The following is a 22962-nucleotide window of genomic DNA, read 5'->3' on the forward strand; positions in this document are numbered from 1 at the left end:
TGACTGGAGCTAAAGAGCCCGGTCCCGCCTGTTTCATTGAATCTTTCTTTTACAAACTATTGGAGGGATTCGCCCGGATTTTCTTACGCAAAATTCACATGATTAAAATGTAAACTATATTGAATCGAGTATTGTATTATGCAGTTTTTGAGTAGATGGTTTTTCTCACATCCAACGTCTTATTGAAATTGCAACAATCTGCTTTATTTTTCTGTCGTAGACTTACTCTCACTCTTTAAAATAATATTCTCCAACTCTGCCAGAGCACGATCTAAATTGTCGTTTACAATTTTATAATCAAATTCGTTTTGGCGTTCTAATTCTAACTTACCGTTTTGAATTCTTTTTAAAATGTTTTCCTCAGAATCAGTTCCCCTACCTCTAAGACGTTTTTCCCATTCTTTTTCATTTGGAGGAAGGATAAAAATGGTCACAATTTTATCGGGAAGTTTTTCTTTGATTATTTTCGCGCCCTGAACATCTATGTCCATAATTACAGAAGAACCTTTTTGAAAAGCCCCTTCGATAAATTTTAAAGGGGTTCCGTAATATTGGTCGTGAACAAGAGCCCATTCTAAAAACGCTGATTCAGAAATTCCTTTCTCAAATTCTTCTTTGGTTAAAAAGAAATACGTTATGCCTTCTTTGTCTCCCGGACGAGGTGCACGAGTTGTACAAGAAACCGAAAAAAGAATCTCAGGATGTTTTTCCCTGATCTTTTGAATTAAGGTAGATTTCCCTCCTCCTGCAACCGAAGAGAGAACAAAAAGTTTAGGGGAGTTCAGTCTAAATCTTCCTCTTCAGAAGCAATCGAATTATCTCTGGATTCAATTCTTTTAGTCAGAGATTCCACCCTAAGATTGGAAAGAATAAGATGATTGCTATCCGTTACAATAATAGAACGAGTTTTTTTACCCTGAGTCGCATCAATTAGGCTGTTGTTGCTCTTTGCTTCATTTCGAATTCTTTTAGCAGATGCAGAATCCGAATGAATGATGCTTACGATCTTAGAAACCAGAACGATATTCCCGAATCCTACGTTGAGTACGCTAAACTGGGACATCAGAACCTCCTATTTCTGTCCAACCTGAACCTTTCAATAATATCTACCTCACCCAGAGCGAGATCCAAAACTTCCGAAATTTCTTCATGAGTATATTTTCTTTTCAAAAGGAAAACAACTTTCTCTATTTTTGTAGAATCATCTCCAATTTCGAGTAACGCAGCTTCGGCGGAAATTTTTGTAGAATCTGGTTTGATAGGTTGATAACCTACAATATTTTCTTGTAGAATTCTACCGAAATCAGCTTCTTTCGGTTTTAGATTATCCTTAAAAACGAGAGAAGACGTTTCATTTAACTTTGATTCGGAAATGGGTGCAAATGGATTTTCATCCAATGAAATGTCCAAAGTAGAATTTCGAGTTCCAGGAAAAAAATCGTTCCCAGAAGTTTCATTTTCTGAACGAATTGTTTTGATTTCTTGAATACCAAAAAATTTACGAATTCCCTTACCAATCGTTTCTAAAACCAGATTGGAAGTAGAACCTTGTGGAAGAATCTCTGGTTTATTTTGGGATACAACTTCCTTTTTAACTACCTTAGAAGTAGTTTCTAATTTTTGAATATAAGAAGTATGAATTTTAGAATTAGAAACTTTCTGCAAATTAGAAAAATTTTCCGCGTCTTCTCTAGTCAGATCCAAATTTTCTTTATAGATATGACCGACCCCTTGTTGAACAGAATCGGAGACTCCAGTATGATTTCCATTTTTGAGGGGATATAAATTCTCAGATCTTTTGTTTTCATTATTAATTACAGAATCCTTATCTACAATTTGGATCTTTTCGAGAATATCTGGAGAAGTTGACTGTTCAATTCGTTTGACCAGTTCTTCAGCCTTAGAAGTGATCTCTTTAAAAGTGAGAATTCTCGCCCCCATAAGATCGACTTGTCTGAGAGATTCGGTTTCCAGCTCGTCTATAAAATCCCTAATTTCCTCGTTGATCTTTCCCAACATATGGGTACGAATTCTTTCGGTTACTTTTGAAGTAATCGTATAATATAAAACAACGGAAACAACCGCGTTGATCGCAAATACTGCAAATAGTTCCATACTTTTCCCCCGGCACGTCTCCAACAACATTCCTTAGGAAAAAGTTTAAGCGAAAAATTCGATTTTGCCTCGATTGGACGGAACGTTAGACGTCTTTTGACCATTAGAAGAATACGTATAAGACTTATCGTCCGAAGCCGATTTGTATGTTTTTAACCGATCTTTAATCTGATCTATTTTTTGATTTCTTGCCAAAGCCATTCTTTCCCTGGATTCAGGAGAAAGAGAAAAAACATCTGTATACAACTCAACTGCATACTTACGTGTGTCGTTATATTCTTTGACCACCCGAGAGGTTTCGGAGATCATATGAGGCATGGTGAAAGGATTTTCCACCTGTTGCTTCCGGATCATATCCGGAGCCTGACCATAACCTAAAAAAGTATCGCTCAGCCTCATCCTAAGGTTTAATTACCACGATTTCGTTTTTTTCTCCAGTCTTTTTTGTCCGGCTCAGGATCTTCGTAAGGAACTTGGCGAATCATCCCATTTTCTTCTACGAAGGTTTTGTTTTTAATCTCGTTTCTAGTTTTAAAATCAGAGTTTCGGATTCTCATAGTCACTCCACCGTAGAGAACTTTTTCGATACTGATCTTACCGTGAGAAGACTTTTCTTCCATGTAATTTTTAAGATTATTAATTTCCGTTTCAAACTCTTTGATTCTAGAATCGAGCTTATCCACTGCTTTCTGCATTTTAGAAAGCTGATTCTCGTGTTCTTCCGTAAAAGAAGCCGGATCAGATTCTTTTCTAGCCTGAAGAGTTTTCAAACTTTTGAAAACTTGTTCGTGTTTGGCCTGACTTTCATGCATCTTTGCTTCATAATCAGCAATCTGCTTTAGAACCTTAGGATCAATTCCCACAACAAGTTCAGTCGCCGGGTTTGCGGAAGAACCAATACTTCTGGCGGCGATCAATTCAGAAGCCCGAACCGTTCCACCTACAATTTGACCTCGTTTTCCATTGCAGAGAATTTTTCCTCCAGCACTTACAAAAGAATGTAAAACTCCTTCTTGAACCATAACGTCTTTTTCTGTAATCACAGTGGCACTCTGTATGAATTTAGCGATCACGTTTCCACCTGTGGATTCTACATGAGCCTCTTCTCTTCCGGAAATTCCTTGGCGAATGATGATGTCTCCATCCGCTTCTACTCGAGCCTTTTGAACCGTTCCGTAGATTTCAATATTGCCCGCAGCTTTGACGGAGTAATTATCTTCCACGTTACCCGTAATCACAATCGACCCGAGGAAGGTAACGTTACCCGTTTTGATTCCCACGTCTCCGTTGACTCTATAAACGGTTTCCACAGAAAGCCTTCCGGTCGCATAAACAACCTGACCGTTTACTTCCGCAGTCAATTTACTTCTATCCTCGGAAAGAATCGTTCCTTTTCCTTGTTTTAAGTCCGTATCTGCCCCGTCTTTTGCAGGTAGAAGTTCGTTAAAAAGAGTACGGCCGTATTTTCCTTTTTCTGCAGGAATTTTTTCGGCGAGTAGTTGACCCACTACTACGTTTTCGATCAGATCCAAATCTTTAAAGTCTACCCTTCCAGATTCGTCTTCGCGGAAAGAAATATTTTTAGAGGTCCGAACGTGATAGATGATCTGAGCATTTTTACCATTGATAGGATAATCTCCCTCCGCACCGATAAAAGGTTGGTTGTAAAATTCTTCTTCGAGTTTTCTTTGGATTTCTTCCTCTTTAAAACCGTATTTAACACCCGCATTTTTGAGATGATTGACTACGTCTCTAACTTCAAAATCCCTTCCACCGGGTCTAGGAGGAAGAATCGTGACTTTTGCTTTCATCTTATCAGGAGAAATATCTAAGATTAGTTTCGCTTCCATCCCCGGTCTAGGTTTTTGTTGAGAGATAAGAATCGGCTCCCCTTTTGCTTCCTTTACGATTTTGCGGACCAACTTGCCGTCCTCTCCGGAAACACCTTTTAGGGAAAGTTTTTTAAAAACCTCATCCAAATCCACGGGATGACCATCACCTAACGGTGCAAAGGTGGTAAGATAGACTCCGTTTCTAAGAATTTGAACCAGAGCTTTTCCGTTTTTGTCCTTGGGTTGAATCAGATCTTTGAGATCCTTAGAAACGAGTTTACCCGAACCGCCAGTAAGTTTTTGATCAAGTTCGGTCAACTCATCTAAAAAGTTATCTTCCGGAAGAATCGAAACACGAATATGCCAAGGTTCGTGACCAAAGAGTTTTTTCTTTCCACGTTTTAGAACTACATAGTCTAGTTCATGTACTTGTTTTTTAAGATGTTTCGCGGCGAGACGTAGGGAGTTTTCGAGAGTGTCTCCGTAAACTTCCACCTGTTCGTTCTGGATACGATCCAGTTCCTTGCTTTGGTCTTGTAAGAATGGTATTAGAGAACCCATATTCTCCGTCCTAGTAAATCAAAAATTACTTACGAGAAATGACGGACTTTACTTTACCGAGTTTACTTCTCAATCTAGAAACGGCTCTAGTATGTAACTGCGAAATTCTAGATTCAGTAACTTCCAGCACCTCGCCGATTTCCTTTAAAGTTAGATCTTCATAATAATATAATACGATTACTTTTTTTTCCTTTTCAGGCAGGGTTTTAATCGCTTCTACGATTACATTCTTAATTTCCTCTTTTTCTATAATCGTATCTGGATTCATATTCATAGGAGATTCTAAAGTTTCCATAAAAGAAACCTCGTCGTTTTCATCTCCTAAAAACCAGATGTCGTTTAACGAAACAAGAGAGGTTCCGCTAATTTTTGTAAGAAGGGAATTGTATTCTTCCATAGAAATTCCCAATTCTTTTGCAATCGCGTCGTCGTCTACTTGCTGGCCTTCTTTGTTTTCCAGCATTCCTATAATTTGTTCTAGTTGTTTTGCCTTTTGACGGATAGATCTAGGGATCCAGTCGATGGAACGTAGTTCGTCAAAGATACTCCCTCTGATTCGAGTCATTGCATACGTTTTGAACTTAATCAGTCTTTCTGGATCGAATTTTTCGATCGCATCTAAAAGTCCAAAAACTCCATAAGATACAAGATCGTCGAACTCGACGTTCTGAGGCATGCCTATAGCGATTCTACCTGCTACGTGTTTGACTAGCGGAGAATATTTTTCTACTAGATAAGAGCGGATGTCCTGATCTTTGGTTTCTCGATAGGATTTCCATAGTTCCGTCTCATCCTGCTGGTTATATTTCTCATATTTTTTGGACATAAGCTCGGATCTGGAAGACCTTCATTTAAAGTGTCGAGCTTCTCAGAAAATTGCAATAGCATTTTTTAGTGCAAAAACGGGGAAATCAAGCAGTTTTTTGTCTCATTCAATTTCTAAGATCAAACGATTACTTTTCGCCCATATCGTCTCGGGCCAACATAGTACGAATCGCTTCCGCCATGAGTTTGGGCTCGTTTTTGATCGCTATATTTTCGACCATGATATGATCCCCAAAGTTTCCATCCTTCTGACGTTTCGGAGCAGAAGAAGCAAAAACCTCGGAGTTACTGGAAGACCCTTCCGCCAAATCAGTATCACTTGCATTACTCGTATAATCTCGTCCTCTGACTACATTTTCCGAATCCGTAGCCTGAGTAGGAGGAATGTATTCTCCTCCTATATTAGAAAGAAAATCTAAAAACTCTGGAACTTTTGTTTCTAAAACTGCGTGTATTCCAAACCCTAAAACCGCAAAGGCGATCATAGAAAGAAAGGTTACAAGAAGGATATGACCAAAAGAATTTCCAATTAAAAATCCGCAAAGTGCGCTTATGACAAAAGCGACAATTACAAAAACACCAATAAATAAAATCTGAAGATTCAAAGACTATTCTTCTTCGTCGTTCTTGTCGAATTCTTTGTCTCGGACGTCCATAAAGTTAAAAAACTTTTTGAAAAAACCTCCGATTCCAGAGTCTTCCAAAGGCTCTATATCCTGATTTAAAAGTGAATACGTTATACGATTTAAGCAAGCTGCTGCCTTACTTTTAGGTGAATTGATAATATACGGTTTTTGTTCTCGAATACTTTTTTCCACCTCTTCGTCTTGAAAGATAAACCCCAGGTTTTCCACCTTTACTTCGAGGAATTGTCCGCTAATATCGATGACTCTATCCGCTACTTTTTTACCTTCGATTGCGCTTCGAACCCGATTAACCACCATTTTGAGATTTTTATCCCTACTTTGAGATACAATCGCCTTGATCAGTCCGTAAGAATCCGTGATTGCTGTTGGCTCTGGAGTTGTAATTACGATCACGTCGTCCGCGGGTAGAGTCAGCCCAATTACGTTAGAACTGATTCCAGCACCAGTGTCGATGATCATAATATCGTAATTATCTAATTCGGAAAATCCCTTGATCAGAGAATTTCTCTGAGTATCATTTAAGTTTGCAAGTTGAGAACATCCAGAAGCTCCCGCAATAATATCCACTCCTTCCGGAGTTTGAATGACTATGTCCTTCAGGCTTTTATGACCTTTGACTACGTGATAAAGATTGTATTTAGGAATGATTCCTAAAATTACGTTTACATTGGCAAGTCCTAGATCCCCGTCAAATACGAGTACTTTTTGCCCCACCCTTGCCATAGAAATAGCCAGGTTTACGGAAATAGTACTTTTACCCACTCCCCCTTTCCCGGATGCGATCGCTACAATCTTAGTCGTGGGTTTTCTGGATGACAGAACTTTAAGACTCGTATTTCCCTCGGTGAGTTTCCGTAAATGAGCCGCCTGATCCATTCTTTACCTCTTCAAAAGCCGATCGAATCAGTCACCCGCAACGGTGAAAACCTCTCCTCTCAGCTCAGCAATTTTCTCCGGAGTTACCACACATTCAGCCATAAGATTTTTTTCGGCAGAAAGAATGTCAAAGGGAACTTCCTGACCTACGCTGTAGTATGTGAAACTCTTAGAGTATGTATCGGCCAGTTCGAGAAAACCACCTAAAAAATCCGCCTCATCTAGTTTTGTGAGTAGAATTCTTCGGTAATTTAAAGACTCATAGGCTTTCAATACAGTGCTCGTATGATGGTAGGAAGAAGTGGACGAAAGGACAAGTAGATTTTCCACAGAGTCTTTTTCTCCAAAACAAGAAAGCAGACTATTCATCCTTTCTAGTTGTTCTAAATTTCTATGACTATACCCCGCAGTATCGATTAGAATGAGCTCGGAACCATCCCGAGCCAGGGTTTCCTTGAATTTTTTTATGTCTTTAACCGGATAAAACGGCATTCCCATCGTATCTGCGTAACGTTTGAGTTGTTCAATGGCAGCAATTCTATAATTGTCCGTAGTATAAAGAGAAACCGATTTACCTCGGTGTAAAAAGTATTTTGCGGCAAGTTTTGCCACACTTGTAGTTTTACCGGAACCAGTAGGTCCTACAAAAAAGATCACTTTTCTTTGATTTTTTCCGGTTCCCCGAAAAAGGTCTGAGTCCACACTCACTCTTTCTTTTAAGATTTCAATTGTCCTTTCTAAAACGGCGTGATTACGTCCTTGATCTAGAGGTGAAAGTCTTTCTTCTACTTTAGAAATAATCTCCTCCACATAAGACTGACTCATTCCTTCTCGAACTAATTTTTCTCCCAATCGGATTAAGGGGGAATCCTTTCGAACAGTAGAAGTTTCTCTTCTTAAAAAAGAATTTTTATCTAAAAGTTCTTTTTCAAAAGAGAGACCCACTCTGTCCGGCTCAGTAGTGATTTCTTCTATTTCCTCTTCGACTGCAATTTCTTTTTCTTCTAAAGTTTTAGAAAGAGGTTTTAAAGTTTGTAGAGTTTTTTTTCTTTCCGGTGAAGCATAAGATTTTTGTTTTAAAAGATCCTTTAAGTCTTGCAGTTTACGTTCTATCTTTTCTCGAGACGCTTGTTTCTCTGGGATTCCAATTTGTATTTCGATCATCTTTTTTGCAAGAAGCCCGGTTCCCATCACACCACCTTCGGTTACGACCGTTTGAGAAATTACAGTAGCTTCAGAACCGTATTTCATTTTCATTTCCATCAAACAATCTTGATAACTTTTGCCCCGAATTTTAGCAAACTCCATATTCAACTCCTCTAATTATTCCACTTTATAAAATTAGAATATTCTAAGTATTTCATGTTTCTTCCGAAATTCCGGCAGTCTGCGCCTGGGGAAGTTTGAGCTCAGCTTCAATTACAGAATCTACGGAAGAATGAATCTCCTCGTAAGCAAGAACTCCGAAATTGCGAGGAGGAAATTCCTTTGCAAGCATATACGAAAAAGGCAAACGTACCTCTCGATTTACTACAAAAATAGGAAACTTTCCTTCGGTCCTAAAATTTCTATAAAGTTCAGCCACACTATCAATCAACCTTCTGTAAAAATCTGGCGCAAGAGACAGAACGTCTCTGTTTTCGATTCTGTCCTGAGTAATGGATTTATTGAGTCGATCCAAAATTCTACTTTCGAGAGTGATCACCCTTAACTTTCCATCCATGGATAGATAATCCCGAACTACGGTTCTTGAAATGGACTGACGTACAAGTTCTGTGAGTATATATGGATTTTGATATTTAGACAAATTGTTCGCAATCGATTCTAAAATTGGAACCAAGTTTCTAATGCCAAGTCCTTCTCTTAAAAGATTTTGTAATACTTGTTGAATGATTCCTAAGTTACCTGGTTTATCCGCGTCCAATTCTCCAATCAAAGTCGGATAACTTGTTTTATAATGATCTAGAAGTTTTTTGACTTCTTCCCTTCCGAGTAAAGTGGACGCGTGCGTCGCAAGAAGTTCTTTCAAATGTGTCACTACTACCGTGGACGCATCTACTACTGTATAACCTTTTGCTTCCGCGTCAGATTTGTCTTCGGCAGAAATCCATTTTGCTCTTTGGCCAAAAGAAGGTTCTAAAAAATCCTCTCCGGCAATAGATTCCGCGCTTCCAGGACTAGTATTGAGTGCCATCAATTTATCCGGTTTTACCGTGGAAGCCCCTACTTCGGTTCCGTTAATTTTAATCGAATACGTATCCGGATTTAAATCAAGATTATCTAATATTCTCACGGGAGGAATCACTACGCCGTTATCCTGCGCAAACTTCTTTCTAAGATTACTGATCTGATCTAAAAGCGCCCCGCCTTGAGAAACATCGACTAAGGGTATAAGATGATAACCGACTTCAATTTCAATCGGATCGGTTCTCAGTTCTTCGTAAAAATCTTTTGGTTTACGATCCTGGCCAGATTCTTTTTCTTTTTTCTCAATCGACTCGAGTTGTTCTTTGACAGTTTGTTCCAGTGAATATCCTAAATAAGCAATTCCCGCAGAAAGCAGAACCAAAGGAATAAATGGCAGCCCCGGAATAAATGCAGCAAATCCTAAACTTCCAGCAACCACATATAGAACCTTTGAATTACTAAATAGTTGACTTTTAAACTGAGTTGCCAAATCGGACTCGGACCCAGAGCGGGTTACGATGATACCTGTCGCTACAGTCGTTAAAAGTGCCGGAATCTGAGATACGAGACCGTCTCCTATGGTGAATTTCCCGTAAGTTTCGATGGCTTGTGTAAAAGATTCTCCCCGAATTGAAGATCCAATAATTACTCCACCTAACAGATTGATGGCGGTGATAATCAGCCCGGCTCGAACGTCCCCTTGTACGAACTTACTCGCTCCATCCATAGAACCATAAAAATCTACTTCGGCTTCGATTCTTTTTCTTCTTTTTTTAGCTTCTTCTTCGTTGATATTTCCGGAAGAAAGTTCCATATCGATCGCCATTTGTTTTCCAGGCAAGGCGTCCAAAGTAAAACGAGCTGCAACTTCCGAAATTCGAGTCGCTCCTTTAGTAATCACTAAAATCTGAACGAGCACCAAAATGATGAATATGATAAAACCTACCACATACTTGGAAAGTCCAGACTCGCTTCCTATGATAAACGATCCAAAAGCGTCGATTACGTGACTGTTCATCGCGGGCCCTTTAGAAAGTATCTGTCTAGTTGTAGATACGTTCAACGCAAGCCTATATAAGGTAGTAATCAAAAGTAAACTTGGAAAGATAGAAAAATCTGCAGGTTCATTGACAGAAAGAGAAGTCAAAAGAACTAAAAGTCCGATCGCCAAACTGACAATAATCAAAATATCTAATATAAATCCTGGAAGAGGAATGACAAGCATCGCCACTACCGCCACCGCTCCAATTCCCAAAATTACATCCGACTGGTTCCACCATTTCTTTTCCATAACTTCCTCTTACACGGCTCTCCGGAAGGATTCCAAACGAGAGAGAATGGTTGCAATCGCGCGATAGAATTGTTGAGGAACTTCCGCGCCTAGTTCCACTTCCTCATAAAGCCCTCTTGCTTGAAGACGATCTTCCACGGTGGGCACTCCGTTTTCTCTTGCAATTCGAATGATCAGCAGAGCAAAATCGTCCACTCCTTTTGCAATCACAATCGGAGCCTTATGAATTCCAGGTTTATATTCTAAGGCTACCGCAAAATGGGTAGGATTTGTGATCACTACGTCCGCTTCTGGAACCTTAGCTAACATCTTCCTTTTATTCATCATATCCCGAGCGAGTTGTCTTCTCCTTGCTTGGAGAGATCTGTCCCCGTCGGATTCCTTAGCCTCTCTTTTTGCTTCGGAAGGAGTCATCTTTAAAGATTCTTCATATTCGTATCTTTGATATAAATAGTCTACAATACTGATCGCAAGTAGTATGATTCCAACGATTAAAAATATCTTAAAGGAACTGTTCATCACAAGCGCAACCGCTTGTTCTAGTCCCATTTCCCCAGAAAGAAGAATCGGAAAAAAATCTTTACTAATAATAATATAAGAAACCCAAGCGATTAATCCTACTTTTGCAAGAGACTTTCCCAAATTGAAAAGTGTCTGACGTGTAGGTAACACTTTCTTAAAGTTAGGTCTAATTCTACTAAAGTTAAAACTTAATGCACGAGGTGTAAATATAAAACCTACCTGTGCTACATTTCCGATGATTGCACCCACTAACGTAATCCCGAGCAAAGGCCAAAGAAGAGTAAATAAATCTGTGGAAGCATTTTTTAAAAGTTCGGTCACGGACTCAGAACTCATGTCAGTTCTAAGACCTACTCCGTGAATGTATTTGCGTAAAATGTAATACGTTCTCATGAAAAAATATTCTCCCATGAGATACACTAAAATGACTCCGGCAAGCAACACTACCGCCGCTGGAAGTTCAGGAGACTTAGGAACGTTTCCTTTTTCTCTTTCTTCCCTTCTTCTTCTTTCCGATCCGGGTTCTGTTCTACCCTCATCTTCGGCGGCAAATAACTGTAGATCTATTTTGAAATCGGCGGCTTCAGTCGATAAACATATATTAGGTGGGAAAATTTTAAATCGAAAGATACGTCGAACGATCTCAATCGTTAAGTTTATAAAACCAAATTGCAAAAAGTAACAAAACAAATTAGAATTTAAAAACTCTGTTAACTTGGAATCAATTGGTTCTGAATAACCTAGAAATTTTTTGACAATTTTTTTATAGAATAAAAAAATCCCGACAATGAAAGACTTTGAAAACTTTTTTTTAAAAAAAAGTTTTTTTATAATAGAAAAAAATCTCTCAATTGTTCGAAACATCCATAGAGAATGAGATGTTGATTTCTGTCCCCATCGATCAAAATGATGAAGGAAACTGAAAATAAAAGATGTAGGATGTACAACATCTTTTATTACAAGACCTTCTTGTCTGTTTTGTAAAGAAACAGTATTTCGATTAGAAAAGTGATCACTGTTGGACTCTGATTTTACGACGTTTTGTAAATTGTAGGAACTCTTACAAGATTTTCGATCTTGTGTAAATTGTGGGAACTCCCATAAGATTTTTGATCTCGTGTAAATTGTGGGAACTCCCATAAGATTTTTGATCTCGTGTAAATTGTGGGAACTCTCACATTTTTTACTAAAATCAGAAACTATATCATAGTACTGTTTCCAAAAAATAAACTTCCCGAAACGTTTCCCAAAAAGCATAAAACGATAAAATACGTCTAACACCGATTTTACGAAAGAATCCTTACCCGATTCACAAACCCAAGGAACCCTAGAAAGGTTCTTGTAGAAAATTCTTATAAAAAATCTTTTAGGATTTTGCACGAAAACAACCACCAGTTTTTTTGTTCTCGACCAAATCGCCTTTTTCATTTCGGCCACTCTTGTAACATTAAATTTACCTTATCAAAGGATAAATCAAAAGCCGCTCCCATTTGAGAGACCAGGTAAGGAGTGATAAAAATCATCACGATCAGACCAATCGTAACTTTAATCGGAAAAGATAATTGCAAAATGTTGAGTTGTGGAGCCGCCTTACCCATCAAAGCTTCGGAAACGGTTACGAGTAATATAATTCCCAAAACTGGAAGAGATAACCGAAACGCTACAAAAAACATTGCTCCTACCGCGTCTTCCATAGCCTTATAAATTCCGTTTTGAATTTCCGGAACAAATCGTAAAACCTGAATTTTTTCAAAAGAATAGGCAAGACTTTCGAACATGATTCGATAAGCACCTAACGTCAAAAAAAGCAACATTCCCAATAAATTCTTTAAAGTACTAATAACTGGTAAACTGGTTTGAGTCACCGGATCTAAAATCTCCGCATAACCAAAACCTAACTGAACGTTAAAAAATTCACCCGCCATCTGAAAGGCTGCAAAAATCAAACTGATCAAAAAACCTAAAAGAATTCCGATCAAAGCTTCAGCGATTACCACAAGTCCGTAACTCCCCATATCCCCCGGAACCGGAGGTAAAAAGCCTGCAATCACCGGAAATAAAATCACTGAAACTAAAAAGGAAAAAATCATCTTTTGAGGAACGCCAATCGAAGGATACGAAAAAACAGGCGCAACGGACAACAACCCCATCAACCTCGAAAGGATCAGTAAAAAAACCTGAAAGTGATTGATAAAGTATTCCATAATATACTAAAATTTTTCGATCATCAAAAAAAGGTTTCGGGTATAATCGGTCATCGTCTGGATCATCCAGGAAGAAAAAATCACAATCACGATAAAGATTGCTAAAAGTTTAGGAACAAACGCAATTGTAGGTTCCTGAATCGAAGTAGTAGTTTGTAATATTCCTACGATCAACCCCACAACCAAAGCCGTAAAAAGTATAGGAGATGAAATTTTTAGAGTAATATATAAAGAATCTCTAATCAAAGTCATAACGTCTAATTCCGTCATTTATAACTCCTTACGAGTTCATAAACGATTAGATTCCAACCATCTACAAGAACAAATAAAATCAGTTTAAATGGAAGGCTGACCATCACCGGAGGCAACATCATAAGACCCATAGAAAGAAGCGCCGAAGCCACTACTAAATCGATTACGATAAACGGAATAAAAATGACTATACCAATCCAAAACGCTTTTTTGATTTCGCTTAACATAAAAGCTGGAATCAAAACGTAAGAAGGAACGTCGTCAAAAGATTCTACTTTTTCTACCTTTCCAATTTTTAAAAAAAGAGCTACGTCTTTTGCACCGGAGGTTCCAATTTGGCGCATCATAAATTCACGAATAGGAATCATTCCTTTTTCAAAAAAAGCGTTCGTATCTATTTTACCCTCTAGATACGGACCGAGCGCCTTCTCGTTGACAGTGTTCAACGTAGGAGCCATGATAAAAAAAGTCATAAAAAGAGCGAGCCCCATCATTACCTGGTTAGGTGGAAGATTCTGAATCGATAAGGCCCTTCTTACAAAATCTAAAACGATCACAATTTTAGTAAACGATGTCAAAGACATTACGATCGCTGGGGCCAAGGAAAGAATCGTAACTAAAAATAAAACCATTAGAGAAAGACTAGTCTCTCTCGGACTCTTGGCCTCATTTACATTGATGTTTAAATTCGGAATCGGAATCCTAGTTCCTGCAGACTGAGCTTCTAGGGTAAAAAAAGTAGAACCCAAAGATAAACCCGCTAAAAGCAAGAAAATCCAGGTTATGCTCTTGATAAACTTTTTATGTCTCATTTTCATCTAAGAAACAAATTCTCTCATGATAACTAAGGTCATCTCAAATCGAAAAGCCCGCCTTCGAGCGAGCTTGTTTTTTCTTTGAGTTCTTCTAATTTTTTTCGAGCCTGCTTTCGTTTTTCTTCCCGAGCAGCCCCGCCCCCACTGTCCGGAGGACCCTCTGTATTTCCAGAAATCCTAGAATTTAAATCCTTAATTTGTTCGAGAACAGTAACCAAAAAACCATCTTCTGGAGGTTGAAAAGTTTCTTTCTTTTGTAAAATCCTATGTTTTACTTCTGGATCCGAAATCTCTGTAATCAAATTGATCCCATTGTCAGCAACTCCGAGAACTAACAATCTATCCGAAACTTCCACAATCTGAAGTTGTTTGTTTGGTCCTATAATCAGGCTGGAAAGAACGCTCATTTCACCTCGAACCGGAAGTTTACCTTCCCGATTCTTAGATACATATTTTAGAATATAATAAAGTGCTGCACAAAGTAGTCCTAATATAAAAACTACTCTGAGAAGAGTCCCTGCGATTCCGGGTCCTTCATCTTTAGGACGATACCTTTCTTCTACCGGGTTAGATTCCTGTTGTATTTCAGAAGAATTTGATTGAGAAGTTCCGTTTTGAGCTGACTTAATTTCTGTAGAAGAATTGGTGGTAGATCCGTCCGCTTTTTTTCCCCCGGAATTCGTCTCCTGATTTTTCTTTTGGGAAAAATCCCCCAATTCTTTTTTGAGAGCCTCGTCCATTAGTTCTCTTTCAGATTGGGCCGATAAAGAAATAACAGTAAAATTGAATATAATCAAAAGAGAAAGAACGGAAATCGTTTTCTTTCCATTACTTTGGGAAGTTTTCAAAAATCTCACTTCCCCTCCGGCTTAATCCGATCGATAGGACTTACTATATCCGTTACACGCACTCCAAAATTTTCGTCGATGACCACGACCTCACCTTTTGCAATCAGCTTGCCATTTACTAAAAGATCTACCGGCTCACCTGCGAGTTTATCCAACTCTATGATAGAACCTTCCCCTAAACCTAAAATGTCCTTGATATACATCTTGGTTCTCCCCAGTTCCACAGTAACGCTCATCTGAACGTCCATCAGTAGATTCAAATTGGGAGTATTAGAAGCACCACTCGCAGTTCCTAAATTAGGGAATGCGACCGATTTGACAGACATGGAACCGGGGGCCATTCCCATTCCGCCCATACCTCCCATCCCCATTCCACTCATATCACCACCTGCACTTCCGGAACGGCGATAAAGATTTAAAAGATCCGAAGCAGTAGAAAGTGAGAGTAAAAATTGAACTCTAAAAGAAGGTATATTTTCGATCGTAAGATTAAAGAATACTCGAATCAAAGTTTCCCCATCTGGCAAAACCAAAGCCGCAGGAGAAGTTACATTTCTAGTTTCGGAAGGAGATCCATTGACTCCTCCACCCGTTTTTGTACTGATCTGGGAAATCAAAGCTCCCATTACAGGAGTCAGAGAATCTCGAAGTGTTTGCATCTGAGCTTCGTCCAATTCTCCAGAATCGAAACCGCCCATCATTGAATTGGAAATTTTTACCGCATTTTCGGCAGACATTGCTAAAACTACTCTTCCATTTACACTTCCAGAAAGTGTAGAATACAAAAGAAAAGATCCGGATTTTAATTCGGATTCTATATCCTTTCGAGTTTTAGTTTCTACGTTTGGATTTAAAAATGCAGAAGAACGAGAAAGAACAGCGCCTAACGTGTTTCCTGCAACTTGAAAACAAGAAGCTAAAAGATCCGATAAAATATCCCGATCCACAGGAGACATCCCTGGAACTTCTTTTTGTGTGGCTGCAGGTGCCACAGTCCCCGGATCAAACGAATCGCTTGCTCCGGCGAGTAATGCGTCTATTTCTTCCTGTGATAGGGAACCTTCACCCATTTTGGGGATTCTCCGGGAGTTTTAAGTTAATGAGACATAAGAAAAGAGTTTTTGTCACCTCTTTTTTTCTTTCCAGTCTGTTTTCATCCAATTTTTAGGTGAAAACAACCTTTTTTTGGAAATAGAGAGAATACAAATTTTTGCAGTAGTTCCTACATTTTTGTAAAAATACAGACTTCACGGGAATACGATCGTGTTCAAACAAATGAGAAAACCTACTGATTTTAAAAGAAAAAGAATAATTTAAACTCAAACAATTACCACTTCACAAAAAGACACAAACCGAACATCAAGGCCGATTCATAAATTCAATTTTATAATATTAAAATATAAGAAACCTTTATGAAATGAATTTTTAATCTACCCACAACCACAGTATAAAAATTTGATTTGAAAATCAGTATTTTTAAATTAAGGTTGTTGAAAAATTCCATAGTGAAGATTTGTAAAATTGCTTCAATTGTCCGTTTCAATACAACGAAAACAGATCAAGAATTAATTTTTCAACAACTCTATTTTATAAAAATTTCCTCCGATTTTACCAAAGGTCTCTCAAAACAGTCCTTTTTAACTCAATTCTCCTCCCAATCCATCCGCAAACATTCTCAGAGAATCATAAGAATAAATCCCTGTTTGATGATTGTCGCTCCAGATCAGATTGATTGCGTATCTTCCAACTTTATTAACTGAACAGAGCCGAATCGATTGGATTGCCCCAGTAGTAGTTCCTATCTTACCTCCGTGCCCACCTTTACAAACTACACAAGGACAACGTTTTCTAAGATCCAATAAATCAAAAATAGAAGTGACTCCATCCTTCCACGTAATTTTTAGATGATTCTCATCAAAATCAATTTGATCGGGTGTAGTCGCTTTTAGACTGAGCTGAGCCATATTTTATTTATTCCGTTTTCTTAAGGGTAATTTCAAAATTATAGTTCGCATACCGATCATATTTTCTGAAAGTAAAATTTGAACTTCTAATACATTCATATACACCATCTATTACTGATCTCTATAAAATTGAGTACCGTTAATTTTATCACAAAACGCTGGTTCTATGTAAAGTATTAGGTACTTTATTATATAGTTATGAATAGTAAAAATAATTTCAAAATCATAGTTCGAATTTCCAGATACTTTTATTCAACATAGATGGAAAAAAATTTGATCGGATCTATATTCTTAAAACTAATTTTAATTTAAATACAACGATGTTTCAAGAACGAATAAATAATCTCTGAAATCATTTTTAATTATTTAGGAAGTTTACATTTTTTCTTTTTAAATTTTCCGATCGTAGTTCCATAAGTAATCTTTTCATTCACTGTAAGAGAATTAAACTGAAAAGTGTCCTTTTCCATCAGTAAAATTACAGTGGAACCCATCTCAAATCTACCCAGTTCCGCTCCCTTACCAATCATGATCGAAACTTCCTTATACTCTACCGTTCTTGCGGTTCGGATAAGGGTATTGGTTACGATCTTATTGTCATAAGTCACTCGAATCCGTCCAACGTTTGAGGCGCCCACTTTTATAACTGCAACCTTCCCGTATTCTGTCTGAAGATAAGTAATCAATCTTTCGTTTTTTGGAAAAAGTCCTCGAATCCCAAAAACGGCAAGTTCATTCACCGGAAACAACTTTCCAGGTTCATAATAATATCCTAATATTTTTCCATATGCAGGAGAATGTATTCTATGATAGTCTTGAGGAGATAAATAAAAAGTAATGTATTTTCCGTTGGTAAAATCTTCTAAATATTTTGACCCACCCAAAAGTTCCTTTAAATTGTAGTCTACTCCCTTAGCTTGAATGATAATTCTTTGATTGATGTCTCCGTATCCGGTAATTTTTGCGTCTACCGGAGATACCATTTCGTCGTCTGCAGAATCGATGATTCTAGATTCAGCCTTTAAGGCCCTCGTAAAGAATTCGTTGAGAGAATTGTATTCTTGAATTTCTAATTCGGCTTCGTCCACGTTAATCTTATATGCTCTCGCAAAAGCTTTTAAAATCGGAATCAAAATAAAACGTGGAAGTCTGGAAGAAGCAAGTAGCCCAAACAAACGTGAAAGTAGATTTTTAGGAACAACAGATAATATTAGAATATAAAAATCTTTTAATACTTCGTATCTCGCTCCGCTCTCCGTTAAAAAACGTTTCAACTCGGTTCTTGCAATTTTCTCGAGTAAAACCAAAGAAATCAAAACAGGCACTGCAGTTATAATCGAAAGAGAATAACCCAATCCAAAAGCTTCGAAAAGAATCTGTTCCCCATTTTTCACGTAAAGATACGCGACCGCAAGAATCGTAAATAGAAAAAGCATTCTAAAAAAGTTCGCAAACTTTTCTCCGAACACATAAAGAGCTTTTTGTTCTCCTGTATAAAACCAACCAGTAATCGAAACTACTCCAAACAATAAAAAAGAAACGAAAAAAGCTGCGTTTATAGGATTTGTATTCCCTTGAAACAAAGCGTTTAAAAATACAAGTTGCTCCTCCATTTTAAAAGCACCGTAAGAAGAAAGTGCGTAGACCACTAAAGTAGATATGATAAAACCTTCAAAAAAAGTAGCGAGCATACTTACTAGCCCTTGCTTGGCGGGATAATCCGTTCTTACAACTCCCGACAAACCCGCGCTTTTACCAATGCCAGTCTCTGTAGAAACAAAAAAAATCCCAGAAGCCATACTATAAACCCTTGCAAGAGCAAAACCTCCCCCCGTAATCGCCGCCCCAGGTTGAAACGCTTCTTTAAAAGATAACCATATAAAATCCTTAAAGTTCATTAGAGAACCTTTGAATAAAAAGAAATAACTCAAAAAAAACAAAAGGATTCCAATAGGAGCAAGATAAGCGGAAACTTTTCCCACTCTTCTTACGCCACCTAACACAATAAATACGAGAATCACGGATAATAAAAAAGGAACCGTCATTCCATTGATTTCGAAAACCCGATTTGCGATATGGGTTACATATAACATCGGAACCACACCACCCATTACGAGTACGGTAAGAAGTCCTACGGCTGCAAAACCTACAGCGAGCCATCTCGCTTTGAGAGCACTTTCTATAAAATACATAGGACCGGAAAGATACCTTCCTGAATCGGTTTTAGTTCTAAAACGTATCGCAAGTGTGGATGAAACAAATCGAAGTGGCATGATAAAAAACGAGGAAATCCATATCCAAAATAAAACTCCAGGGCCTCCGATCATCAAAGCCAAAGCCGAACCGATCACTGCACCGGGAAGAAGAGAGGAAGCGGTTCCGGAAAAAAAAGCCTGAGAATGAACTAATCTTCCCCTGGAACCTTTGTAGTCCATATTGCCCGAAAAAATTTTTATCGCGAGAAACAAGAATCTAAGCTGTGGAAATCGAAGACGAATCGTCAAAAAGACCCCGATAAAACTTAAAAAATAGAAAAAGAATTTGAGCAAATCCCAATCCAAAAACTGAAAAAAATGAAATTGCAACATGACCTACCTGTAGGAAAGAAAATCCGCTTTTTATAGAAGTCCTTGCTATAAATCCTGTAATTATGAGGGCTACCAGCAAAATTTTCGGGATCTTACTAAGTGTTTTATTTTTTTTATTTTGCCCCTATTCCATTTTAAAGGCGCAGTCTTCTAAAATAAAAACTCATTCTGTCAAACCCGCATTGGAAATCCCCAATCCAGAAGAAGAGAACTGGGAGCTGGGACTTAGAGCTGGTATTGGATACAAGGGAGAAGATAGATTGAATTCTTTCTTAAGAGGTTTTACAAACACATACGATCCTGGAGTTGCCTCTAAAACGGAACTGGATCCACCCAAACAAACCACTCAAGTAGAACTTTTCATTCGTAAAAGAATCGCTTCCGAAAGCCAGATCGGATTCATCGGAGGTTACAGAGAGTGGCAGAAATTCGGTTTAAAACAATTCTCTTCGGAGCCTTTTTATACAGATTTAAAATTTAAAATTTCCAATCCTTATGCACTTCTCATGTATTGGCACGAATGGAATTACAAACGCTGGATTTTTCAAGGTGGATTAGGAGCCGGAATGTCTCAAGTATATTGGGACTCAGAAGGTTACGCAACTTCCGGCAAAGAAACCTTTCGTCAAGAAGGTTTACTCAGCGGCACCGGTATAGAATTCCGTTTAGAAGGTGCGGTCAGCAGAAGAATTACAGAATCTGCAAGTATTCAATTGGGAATCGCATTTTCCTGGATTAATATTCCTTCCCTATCCGGAACCTTTAACGGAGAATCTGCAAGTTTTTATTTGAGAGAAAACGGAAGTATTACCCCTCTTACCGAATCAGACAATCAAACCTCAATGCTCGTCACAAATCAATTTTCTCGTAAATTGGAATTTCAAGTTTTGACTACCACTCTCTTTTTTGGAATTGCCCAGAAATTTTAAATATCATTTTTTGAATATAATATTTCTATAAAATTATTTTTTTTATTTATAAAAATTGAGAATTTCATTCCCAAATCCTTAAAACATACAATTTTCTAATAACTTAGAAATTGTCTAAAAAACCTAGAATGAAGAATCTCATTTTTAAGTCTTCTATAGACTGTGGTGTTGTTACGAAACCTATCTATTGTATGATTTACAATTTTTTCCAAAATCTCGTTTGAATATTTTAAAAATAGAATAGAGTTATTAAAAAATTCCATAGTGGAGCTTAATAAAACTGCTTCAATCTACCGTTTCTATACAACGAAAACAAATGAAGAATTCATTTTTCAACAACTCTATTCTTTAGACAAAAAATAAAATCCAGTAAAGTATCATTCCTACTAAAAGAAATAAGATGATACGAGCCTTTCCAATTGTATATCCATCCAAAACAAATCCAGTAAGTCTAAACCCATAAAAGAAAAATACAATCACAGGAAAAATTTTCCATAATTCAAAAATCCCAGATTTAAAATATTTTAATAATAATAGAGAAAAAACAGTTAATACTAAAAATTCCAAAAAACCTAAAACCATTCTTTGTTTAGATACAATCGGATCGTATTTTATATATCTATTTCGATCCACCTCTTCGGCATAAACCGATGACCCTAAACTTTCAGGCCTCCATCCAGGAGGTTTTAAGAATAGTAGAATTCTTTCTTTCCAATTATTTGTCTTTTGCACCAATGAAAAAATTTCTTCATAAACATGAACGTTCGTGTAAACCGGATCAAACGTAGTTACTGGTTTTGTAAGTCCATAAATCGGTTCCTCTTCTTCTCTTGCAAAGGAACCAAAAATTCTATCCCAAAATACTAAAATTCCTCCGTGATTCTTATCTATATATTTTGGATCTCTTCCATGATGCACACGATGATGCGAAGGTGTAATTAGAATTTCTTCTAAAAACCCCAACTTTCCGACCAACCGAGTATGTACCCAAAACTGATAGATTTTTAAAATCCCATGAGCTAACAAAAACGCCTGCCAAGGAACTCCACAAAACGCGATCGAAAGATTAAACATATATTCGAAAATTCTTTGAAAACTAGACTGTCTTAGAGCTACAGAAAGATTAAATTCTTCGCTAGAATGATGAGTCACGTGACAGGCCCAAAGAAAATTGATTTCATGTGTAGCCCTATGAAACCAGTAATACACAAAATCTACAGCCAAAAATACAAAGATCCATCCGACTAAACTTTTAAAATCGAAATGCCAACCTACAGGATCCGGCCAGATAGGAATTCCAAGTGGAATTTCAGGAACTCCAAATAGAGTTTGCAAAGAACAGAATATTCTAAATTTCTCATATATCCAAAGAGAAAAGATAGTTACACAAACCCCAGTCAGAGAAAACAAAATTCCAGTACTTAAATCCGCTACCGTATCGTTCCATCGATAAACTTTTTTTCCAACGATCTTAGAATACAAAACCTCGAACCCGATTAAAATCAGAAAAAATGGTACCGCTAAATCTAGAACGGATCCTTGCATTTTGTTTTAACCGTTTTGATTGAAAAATTTTGTAATCTTACGTGTGACAAATCTAGGAGTAATCCTTACACTCTGAGCTAATATTTTATTCAAAGCCCCGGCGATTACGACTGATTTTCCTTTTTTTAAAGCGTCGTATCCTATTTCCGCTACTTCTTTTGCTTCCATAATCGGCGCCATCGGATTGTCCAAAAGTTTTGACTTTGTGATCTCCGCCCTTTCAAAAAATTCGGTCTTGGTAGGCCCTGGGCAAAGAGCGGTTACGGTCACTCCGTCTTTTTTTACGTCTTCGTAAACCGCTTCTGAAAAGGATAATACATAAGCTTTTGTCGCATAATAATTCGCCATATTCGGTCCAGGTTGAAACCCTGCGATGGAAGCCACGTTCAAAATTTTTCCATTCTTACGTTCCACCATACCTTGTAAAAAAAGATGAGTCAACTCTACTAAAGAAGCCACGTTTACCTGAACCATCTGAAGTTCTTCTTTGAGATCCATTCGATCGAATTTTCCGTTTGTTCCAAAACCTGCATTATTTACTAAAACTTCCACAACCGCTTTTGTTTTTTTTGCGAAGTCGAAAATCTTTTTAGGAGATTTAGGATCAGCCAGATCCAGGGAAAGAATGTCCACCTTTACTTTGTTTGACGATTCAATTTCTTTTTTTACCTTCTTTAAGGTTTTTTCGTTTCTAGCGACTAAAATCAAATCGTAACCGTCCGCCGCGATAAGTTTACTCAATTCGTAGCCGATCCCCACCGTACCACCCGTAATGATTGCCGTTTTTGTCATTTTTAATTTCCTTTGCGGTCGAAATTAATTCTATAAAAAAAGAGAGAAAGACTTTTTTTGAAGAGAAATTGAACATTACGTTTTCATTTTAGATGAAATCGCCTAAATCCAATTTTTCGAACAAATTATAAAATCGTCTCGAAAAATGATTTCCCAAAGAACATAAGAT

General features: G+C 37.7%; 21 protein-coding genes. 1 reads left to right on the forward strand and 20 read right to left on the reverse strand.

Annotation, left to right across the window (positions count from 1 at the left end):
* Positions 1-203 precede the first annotated feature (203 nt).
* The 18 genes from BW942_RS18600 to asd all read right to left on the reverse strand — a co-directional run bounded on the left by BW942_RS18600 (position 204) and on the right by asd (position 19527).
* Positions 204-785, reverse strand: coding sequence for a guanylate kinase (locus BW942_RS18600; RefSeq protein ID WP_080010664.1), 582 nt, complete (start codon positions 783-785; stop codon positions 204-206).
* Positions 782-1063: a DUF370 domain-containing protein gene (locus BW942_RS18605; protein ID WP_000077420.1), complete on the reverse strand. Its 282-nt coding sequence runs from the start codon at positions 1061-1063 to the stop codon at positions 782-784. The genes BW942_RS18600 and BW942_RS18605 overlap by 4 nt, the downstream gene beginning before the upstream one ends.
* A complete protein-coding gene (locus tag BW942_RS18610; protein WP_000418455.1) occupies positions 1063-2115 on the reverse strand; it encodes a hypothetical protein in 1053 nt (350 codons plus the stop codon). The genes BW942_RS18605 and BW942_RS18610 overlap by 1 nt, the downstream gene beginning before the upstream one ends.
* A 45-nt stretch (positions 2116-2160) precedes the next feature.
* Positions 2161-2514, reverse strand: a complete 354-nt coding sequence (locus tag BW942_RS18615) for a hypothetical protein (RefSeq protein ID WP_001239630.1) — start codon at positions 2512-2514, stop codon at positions 2161-2163.
* An 8-nt stretch (positions 2515-2522) separates the two neighbouring features.
* A complete protein-coding gene (locus tag BW942_RS18620; RefSeq protein ID WP_000535110.1) occupies positions 2523-4508 on the reverse strand; it encodes a FapA family protein in 1986 nt (661 codons plus the stop codon).
* Positions 4509-4533: 25 nt separating this feature from the next.
* Positions 4534-5334, reverse strand: a complete 801-nt coding sequence (gene whiG, locus BW942_RS18625; protein ID WP_000039671.1) for an RNA polymerase sigma factor WhiG — start codon at positions 5332-5334, stop codon at positions 4534-4536.
* A 127-nt stretch (positions 5335-5461) separates the two neighbouring features.
* Positions 5462-5938, reverse strand: coding sequence for a hypothetical protein (locus BW942_RS18630; RefSeq protein WP_001053201.1), 477 nt, complete (start codon positions 5936-5938; stop codon positions 5462-5464).
* 3 nt (positions 5939-5941) lie between these two features.
* Positions 5942-6856, reverse strand: a complete 915-nt coding sequence (locus BW942_RS18635) for a MinD/ParA family protein (RefSeq protein ID WP_002971107.1) — start codon at positions 6854-6856, stop codon at positions 5942-5944.
* Positions 6857-6883: 27 nt separating this feature from the next.
* Positions 6884-8164 (reverse strand): flagellar biosynthesis GTPase FlhF, encoded by a 1281-nt coding sequence (flhF, locus tag BW942_RS18640; RefSeq protein ID WP_000393533.1) that lies wholly within the window; start codon positions 8162-8164, stop codon positions 6884-6886.
* 52 nt (positions 8165-8216) lie between these two features.
* On the reverse strand, positions 8217-10334 hold the full coding sequence (gene flhA / locus BW942_RS18645; RefSeq protein ID WP_000412863.1) for a flagellar biosynthesis protein FlhA: 2118 nt from the start codon (positions 10332-10334) through the stop codon (positions 8217-8219).
* Positions 10335-10343: 9 nt separating this feature from the next.
* A complete protein-coding gene (locus BW942_RS18650) occupies positions 10344-12284 on the reverse strand; it encodes an EscU/YscU/HrcU family type III secretion system export apparatus switch protein (RefSeq protein WP_000709350.1) in 1941 nt (646 codons plus the stop codon).
* Positions 12281-13060, reverse strand: coding sequence for a flagellar biosynthetic protein FliR (gene fliR, locus BW942_RS18655; protein WP_000455609.1), 780 nt, complete (start codon positions 13058-13060; stop codon positions 12281-12283). The genes BW942_RS18650 and fliR overlap by 4 nt, the downstream gene beginning before the upstream one ends.
* A 6-nt stretch (positions 13061-13066) precedes the next feature.
* Complete coding sequence (gene fliQ / locus BW942_RS18660) at positions 13067-13330, reverse strand: flagellar biosynthesis protein FliQ (protein ID WP_000137385.1); 264 nt, start codon at positions 13328-13330, stop codon at positions 13067-13069.
* The gene (gene fliP, locus BW942_RS18665) at positions 13327-14130 is read right to left on the reverse strand and encodes a flagellar type III secretion system pore protein FliP (protein WP_000783972.1); all 804 of its coding nucleotides are present in this window, start codon (positions 14128-14130) and stop codon (positions 13327-13329) included. The genes fliQ and fliP overlap by 4 nt, the downstream gene beginning before the upstream one ends.
* 32 nt (positions 14131-14162) lie before the next feature.
* On the reverse strand, positions 14163-14984 hold the full coding sequence (gene fliO, locus BW942_RS18670) for a flagellar biosynthetic protein FliO (protein WP_001211503.1): 822 nt from the start codon (positions 14982-14984) through the stop codon (positions 14163-14165).
* On the reverse strand, positions 14981-16045 hold the full coding sequence (gene fliN / locus BW942_RS18675; RefSeq protein WP_000503780.1) for a flagellar motor switch protein FliN: 1065 nt from the start codon (positions 16043-16045) through the stop codon (positions 14981-14983). Before fliN ends, fliO begins: the two co-directional genes overlap by 4 nt.
* A gap of 567 nt (positions 16046-16612) precedes the next feature.
* Positions 16613-16939, reverse strand: coding sequence for a DUF971 domain-containing protein (locus BW942_RS18680; RefSeq protein ID WP_000057945.1), 327 nt, complete (start codon positions 16937-16939; stop codon positions 16613-16615).
* Positions 16940-17301: 362 nt separating this feature from the next.
* Positions 17302-19527 (reverse strand): archaetidylserine decarboxylase, encoded by a 2226-nt coding sequence (gene asd / locus BW942_RS18685; protein ID WP_000938817.1) that lies wholly within the window; start codon positions 19525-19527, stop codon positions 17302-17304.
* A gap of 62 nt (positions 19528-19589) precedes the next feature.
* Between asd and BW942_RS18690 the strand changes: the two genes are divergently transcribed.
* Positions 19590-20456: an LIC_11366 family protein gene (locus BW942_RS18690; RefSeq protein ID WP_001202901.1), complete on the forward strand. Its 867-nt coding sequence runs from the start codon at positions 19590-19592 to the stop codon at positions 20454-20456.
* 348 nt (positions 20457-20804) lie between these two features.
* Here BW942_RS18690 and BW942_RS18695 read toward each other — a convergent pair whose 3' ends face one another.
* Together BW942_RS18695 and BW942_RS18700 are read right to left on the reverse strand one after the other, a co-directional pair.
* Entirely contained in the window at positions 20805-22001 is a 1197-nt protein-coding gene (locus tag BW942_RS18695; RefSeq protein WP_001162079.1) for a sterol desaturase family protein, read from the reverse strand.
* A 6-nt stretch (positions 22002-22007) separates the two neighbouring features.
* The gene (locus BW942_RS18700) at positions 22008-22793 is read right to left on the reverse strand and encodes an SDR family NAD(P)-dependent oxidoreductase (protein WP_000167663.1); all 786 of its coding nucleotides are present in this window, start codon (positions 22791-22793) and stop codon (positions 22008-22010) included.
* Between the last annotated feature and the right edge of the window lie 169 nt (positions 22794-22962).

This window comes from Leptospira interrogans (genome assembly GCF_900156205.1).
In the GTDB taxonomy this organism is placed as follows: domain Bacteria; phylum Spirochaetota; class Leptospiria; order Leptospirales; family Leptospiraceae; genus Leptospira; species Leptospira interrogans.

Excerpts from the sequence above, each read along its gene's own strand:
- BW942_RS18700 (WP_000167663.1), bottom strand. The coding sequence starts at position 22,793 with ATGACAAAAACGGCAATCATTACGGGTGGTACGGTGGGGATCGGCTAC.
- fliQ (WP_000137385.1), bottom strand. The coding sequence starts at position 13,330 with ATGACGGAATTAGACGTTATGACTTTGATTAGAGATTCTTTATATATT.
- BW942_RS18615 (WP_001239630.1), bottom strand. The coding sequence starts at position 2,514 with ATGAGGCTGAGCGATACTTTTTTAGGTTATGGTCAGGCTCCGGATATG.
- whiG (WP_000039671.1), bottom strand. The coding sequence starts at position 5,334 with ATGTCCAAAAAATATGAGAAATATAACCAGCAGGATGAGACGGAACTA.
- flhA (WP_000412863.1), bottom strand. The coding sequence starts at position 10,334 with ATGGAAAAGAAATGGTGGAACCAGTCGGATGTAATTTTGGGAATTGGA.
- fliP (WP_000783972.1), bottom strand. The coding sequence starts at position 14,130 with ATGAAAATGAGACATAAAAAGTTTATCAAGAGCATAACCTGGATTTTC.
- BW942_RS18610 (WP_000418455.1), bottom strand. The coding sequence starts at position 2,115 with ATGGAACTATTTGCAGTATTTGCGATCAACGCGGTTGTTTCCGTTGTT.
- BW942_RS18635 (WP_002971107.1), bottom strand. The coding sequence starts at position 6,856 with ATGGATCAGGCGGCTCATTTACGGAAACTCACCGAGGGAAATACGAGT.
- fliN (WP_000503780.1), bottom strand. The coding sequence starts at position 16,045 with ATGGGTGAAGGTTCCCTATCACAGGAAGAAATAGACGCATTACTCGCC.
- fliR (WP_000455609.1), bottom strand. The coding sequence starts at position 13,060 with ATGGAATACTTTATCAATCACTTTCAGGTTTTTTTACTGATCCTTTCG.
- asd (WP_000938817.1), bottom strand. The coding sequence starts at position 19,527 with ATGTTGCAATTTCATTTTTTTCAGTTTTTGGATTGGGATTTGCTCAAA.
- flhF (WP_000393533.1), bottom strand. The coding sequence starts at position 8,164 with ATGGAGTTTGCTAAAATTCGGGGCAAAAGTTATCAAGATTGTTTGATG.
- BW942_RS18690 (WP_001202901.1), top strand. The coding sequence starts at position 19,590 with ATGAGGGCTACCAGCAAAATTTTCGGGATCTTACTAAGTGTTTTATTT.
- BW942_RS18650 (WP_000709350.1), bottom strand. The coding sequence starts at position 12,284 with ATGAAAAAGGCGATTTGGTCGAGAACAAAAAAACTGGTGGTTGTTTTC.
- BW942_RS18605 (WP_000077420.1), bottom strand. The coding sequence starts at position 1,063 with ATGTCCCAGTTTAGCGTACTCAACGTAGGATTCGGGAATATCGTTCTG.
- BW942_RS18695 (WP_001162079.1), bottom strand. The coding sequence starts at position 22,001 with ATGCAAGGATCCGTTCTAGATTTAGCGGTACCATTTTTTCTGATTTTA.
- BW942_RS18620 (WP_000535110.1), bottom strand. The coding sequence starts at position 4,508 with ATGGGTTCTCTAATACCATTCTTACAAGACCAAAGCAAGGAACTGGAT.
- BW942_RS18680 (WP_000057945.1), bottom strand. The coding sequence starts at position 16,939 with ATGGCTCAGCTCAGTCTAAAAGCGACTACACCCGATCAAATTGATTTT.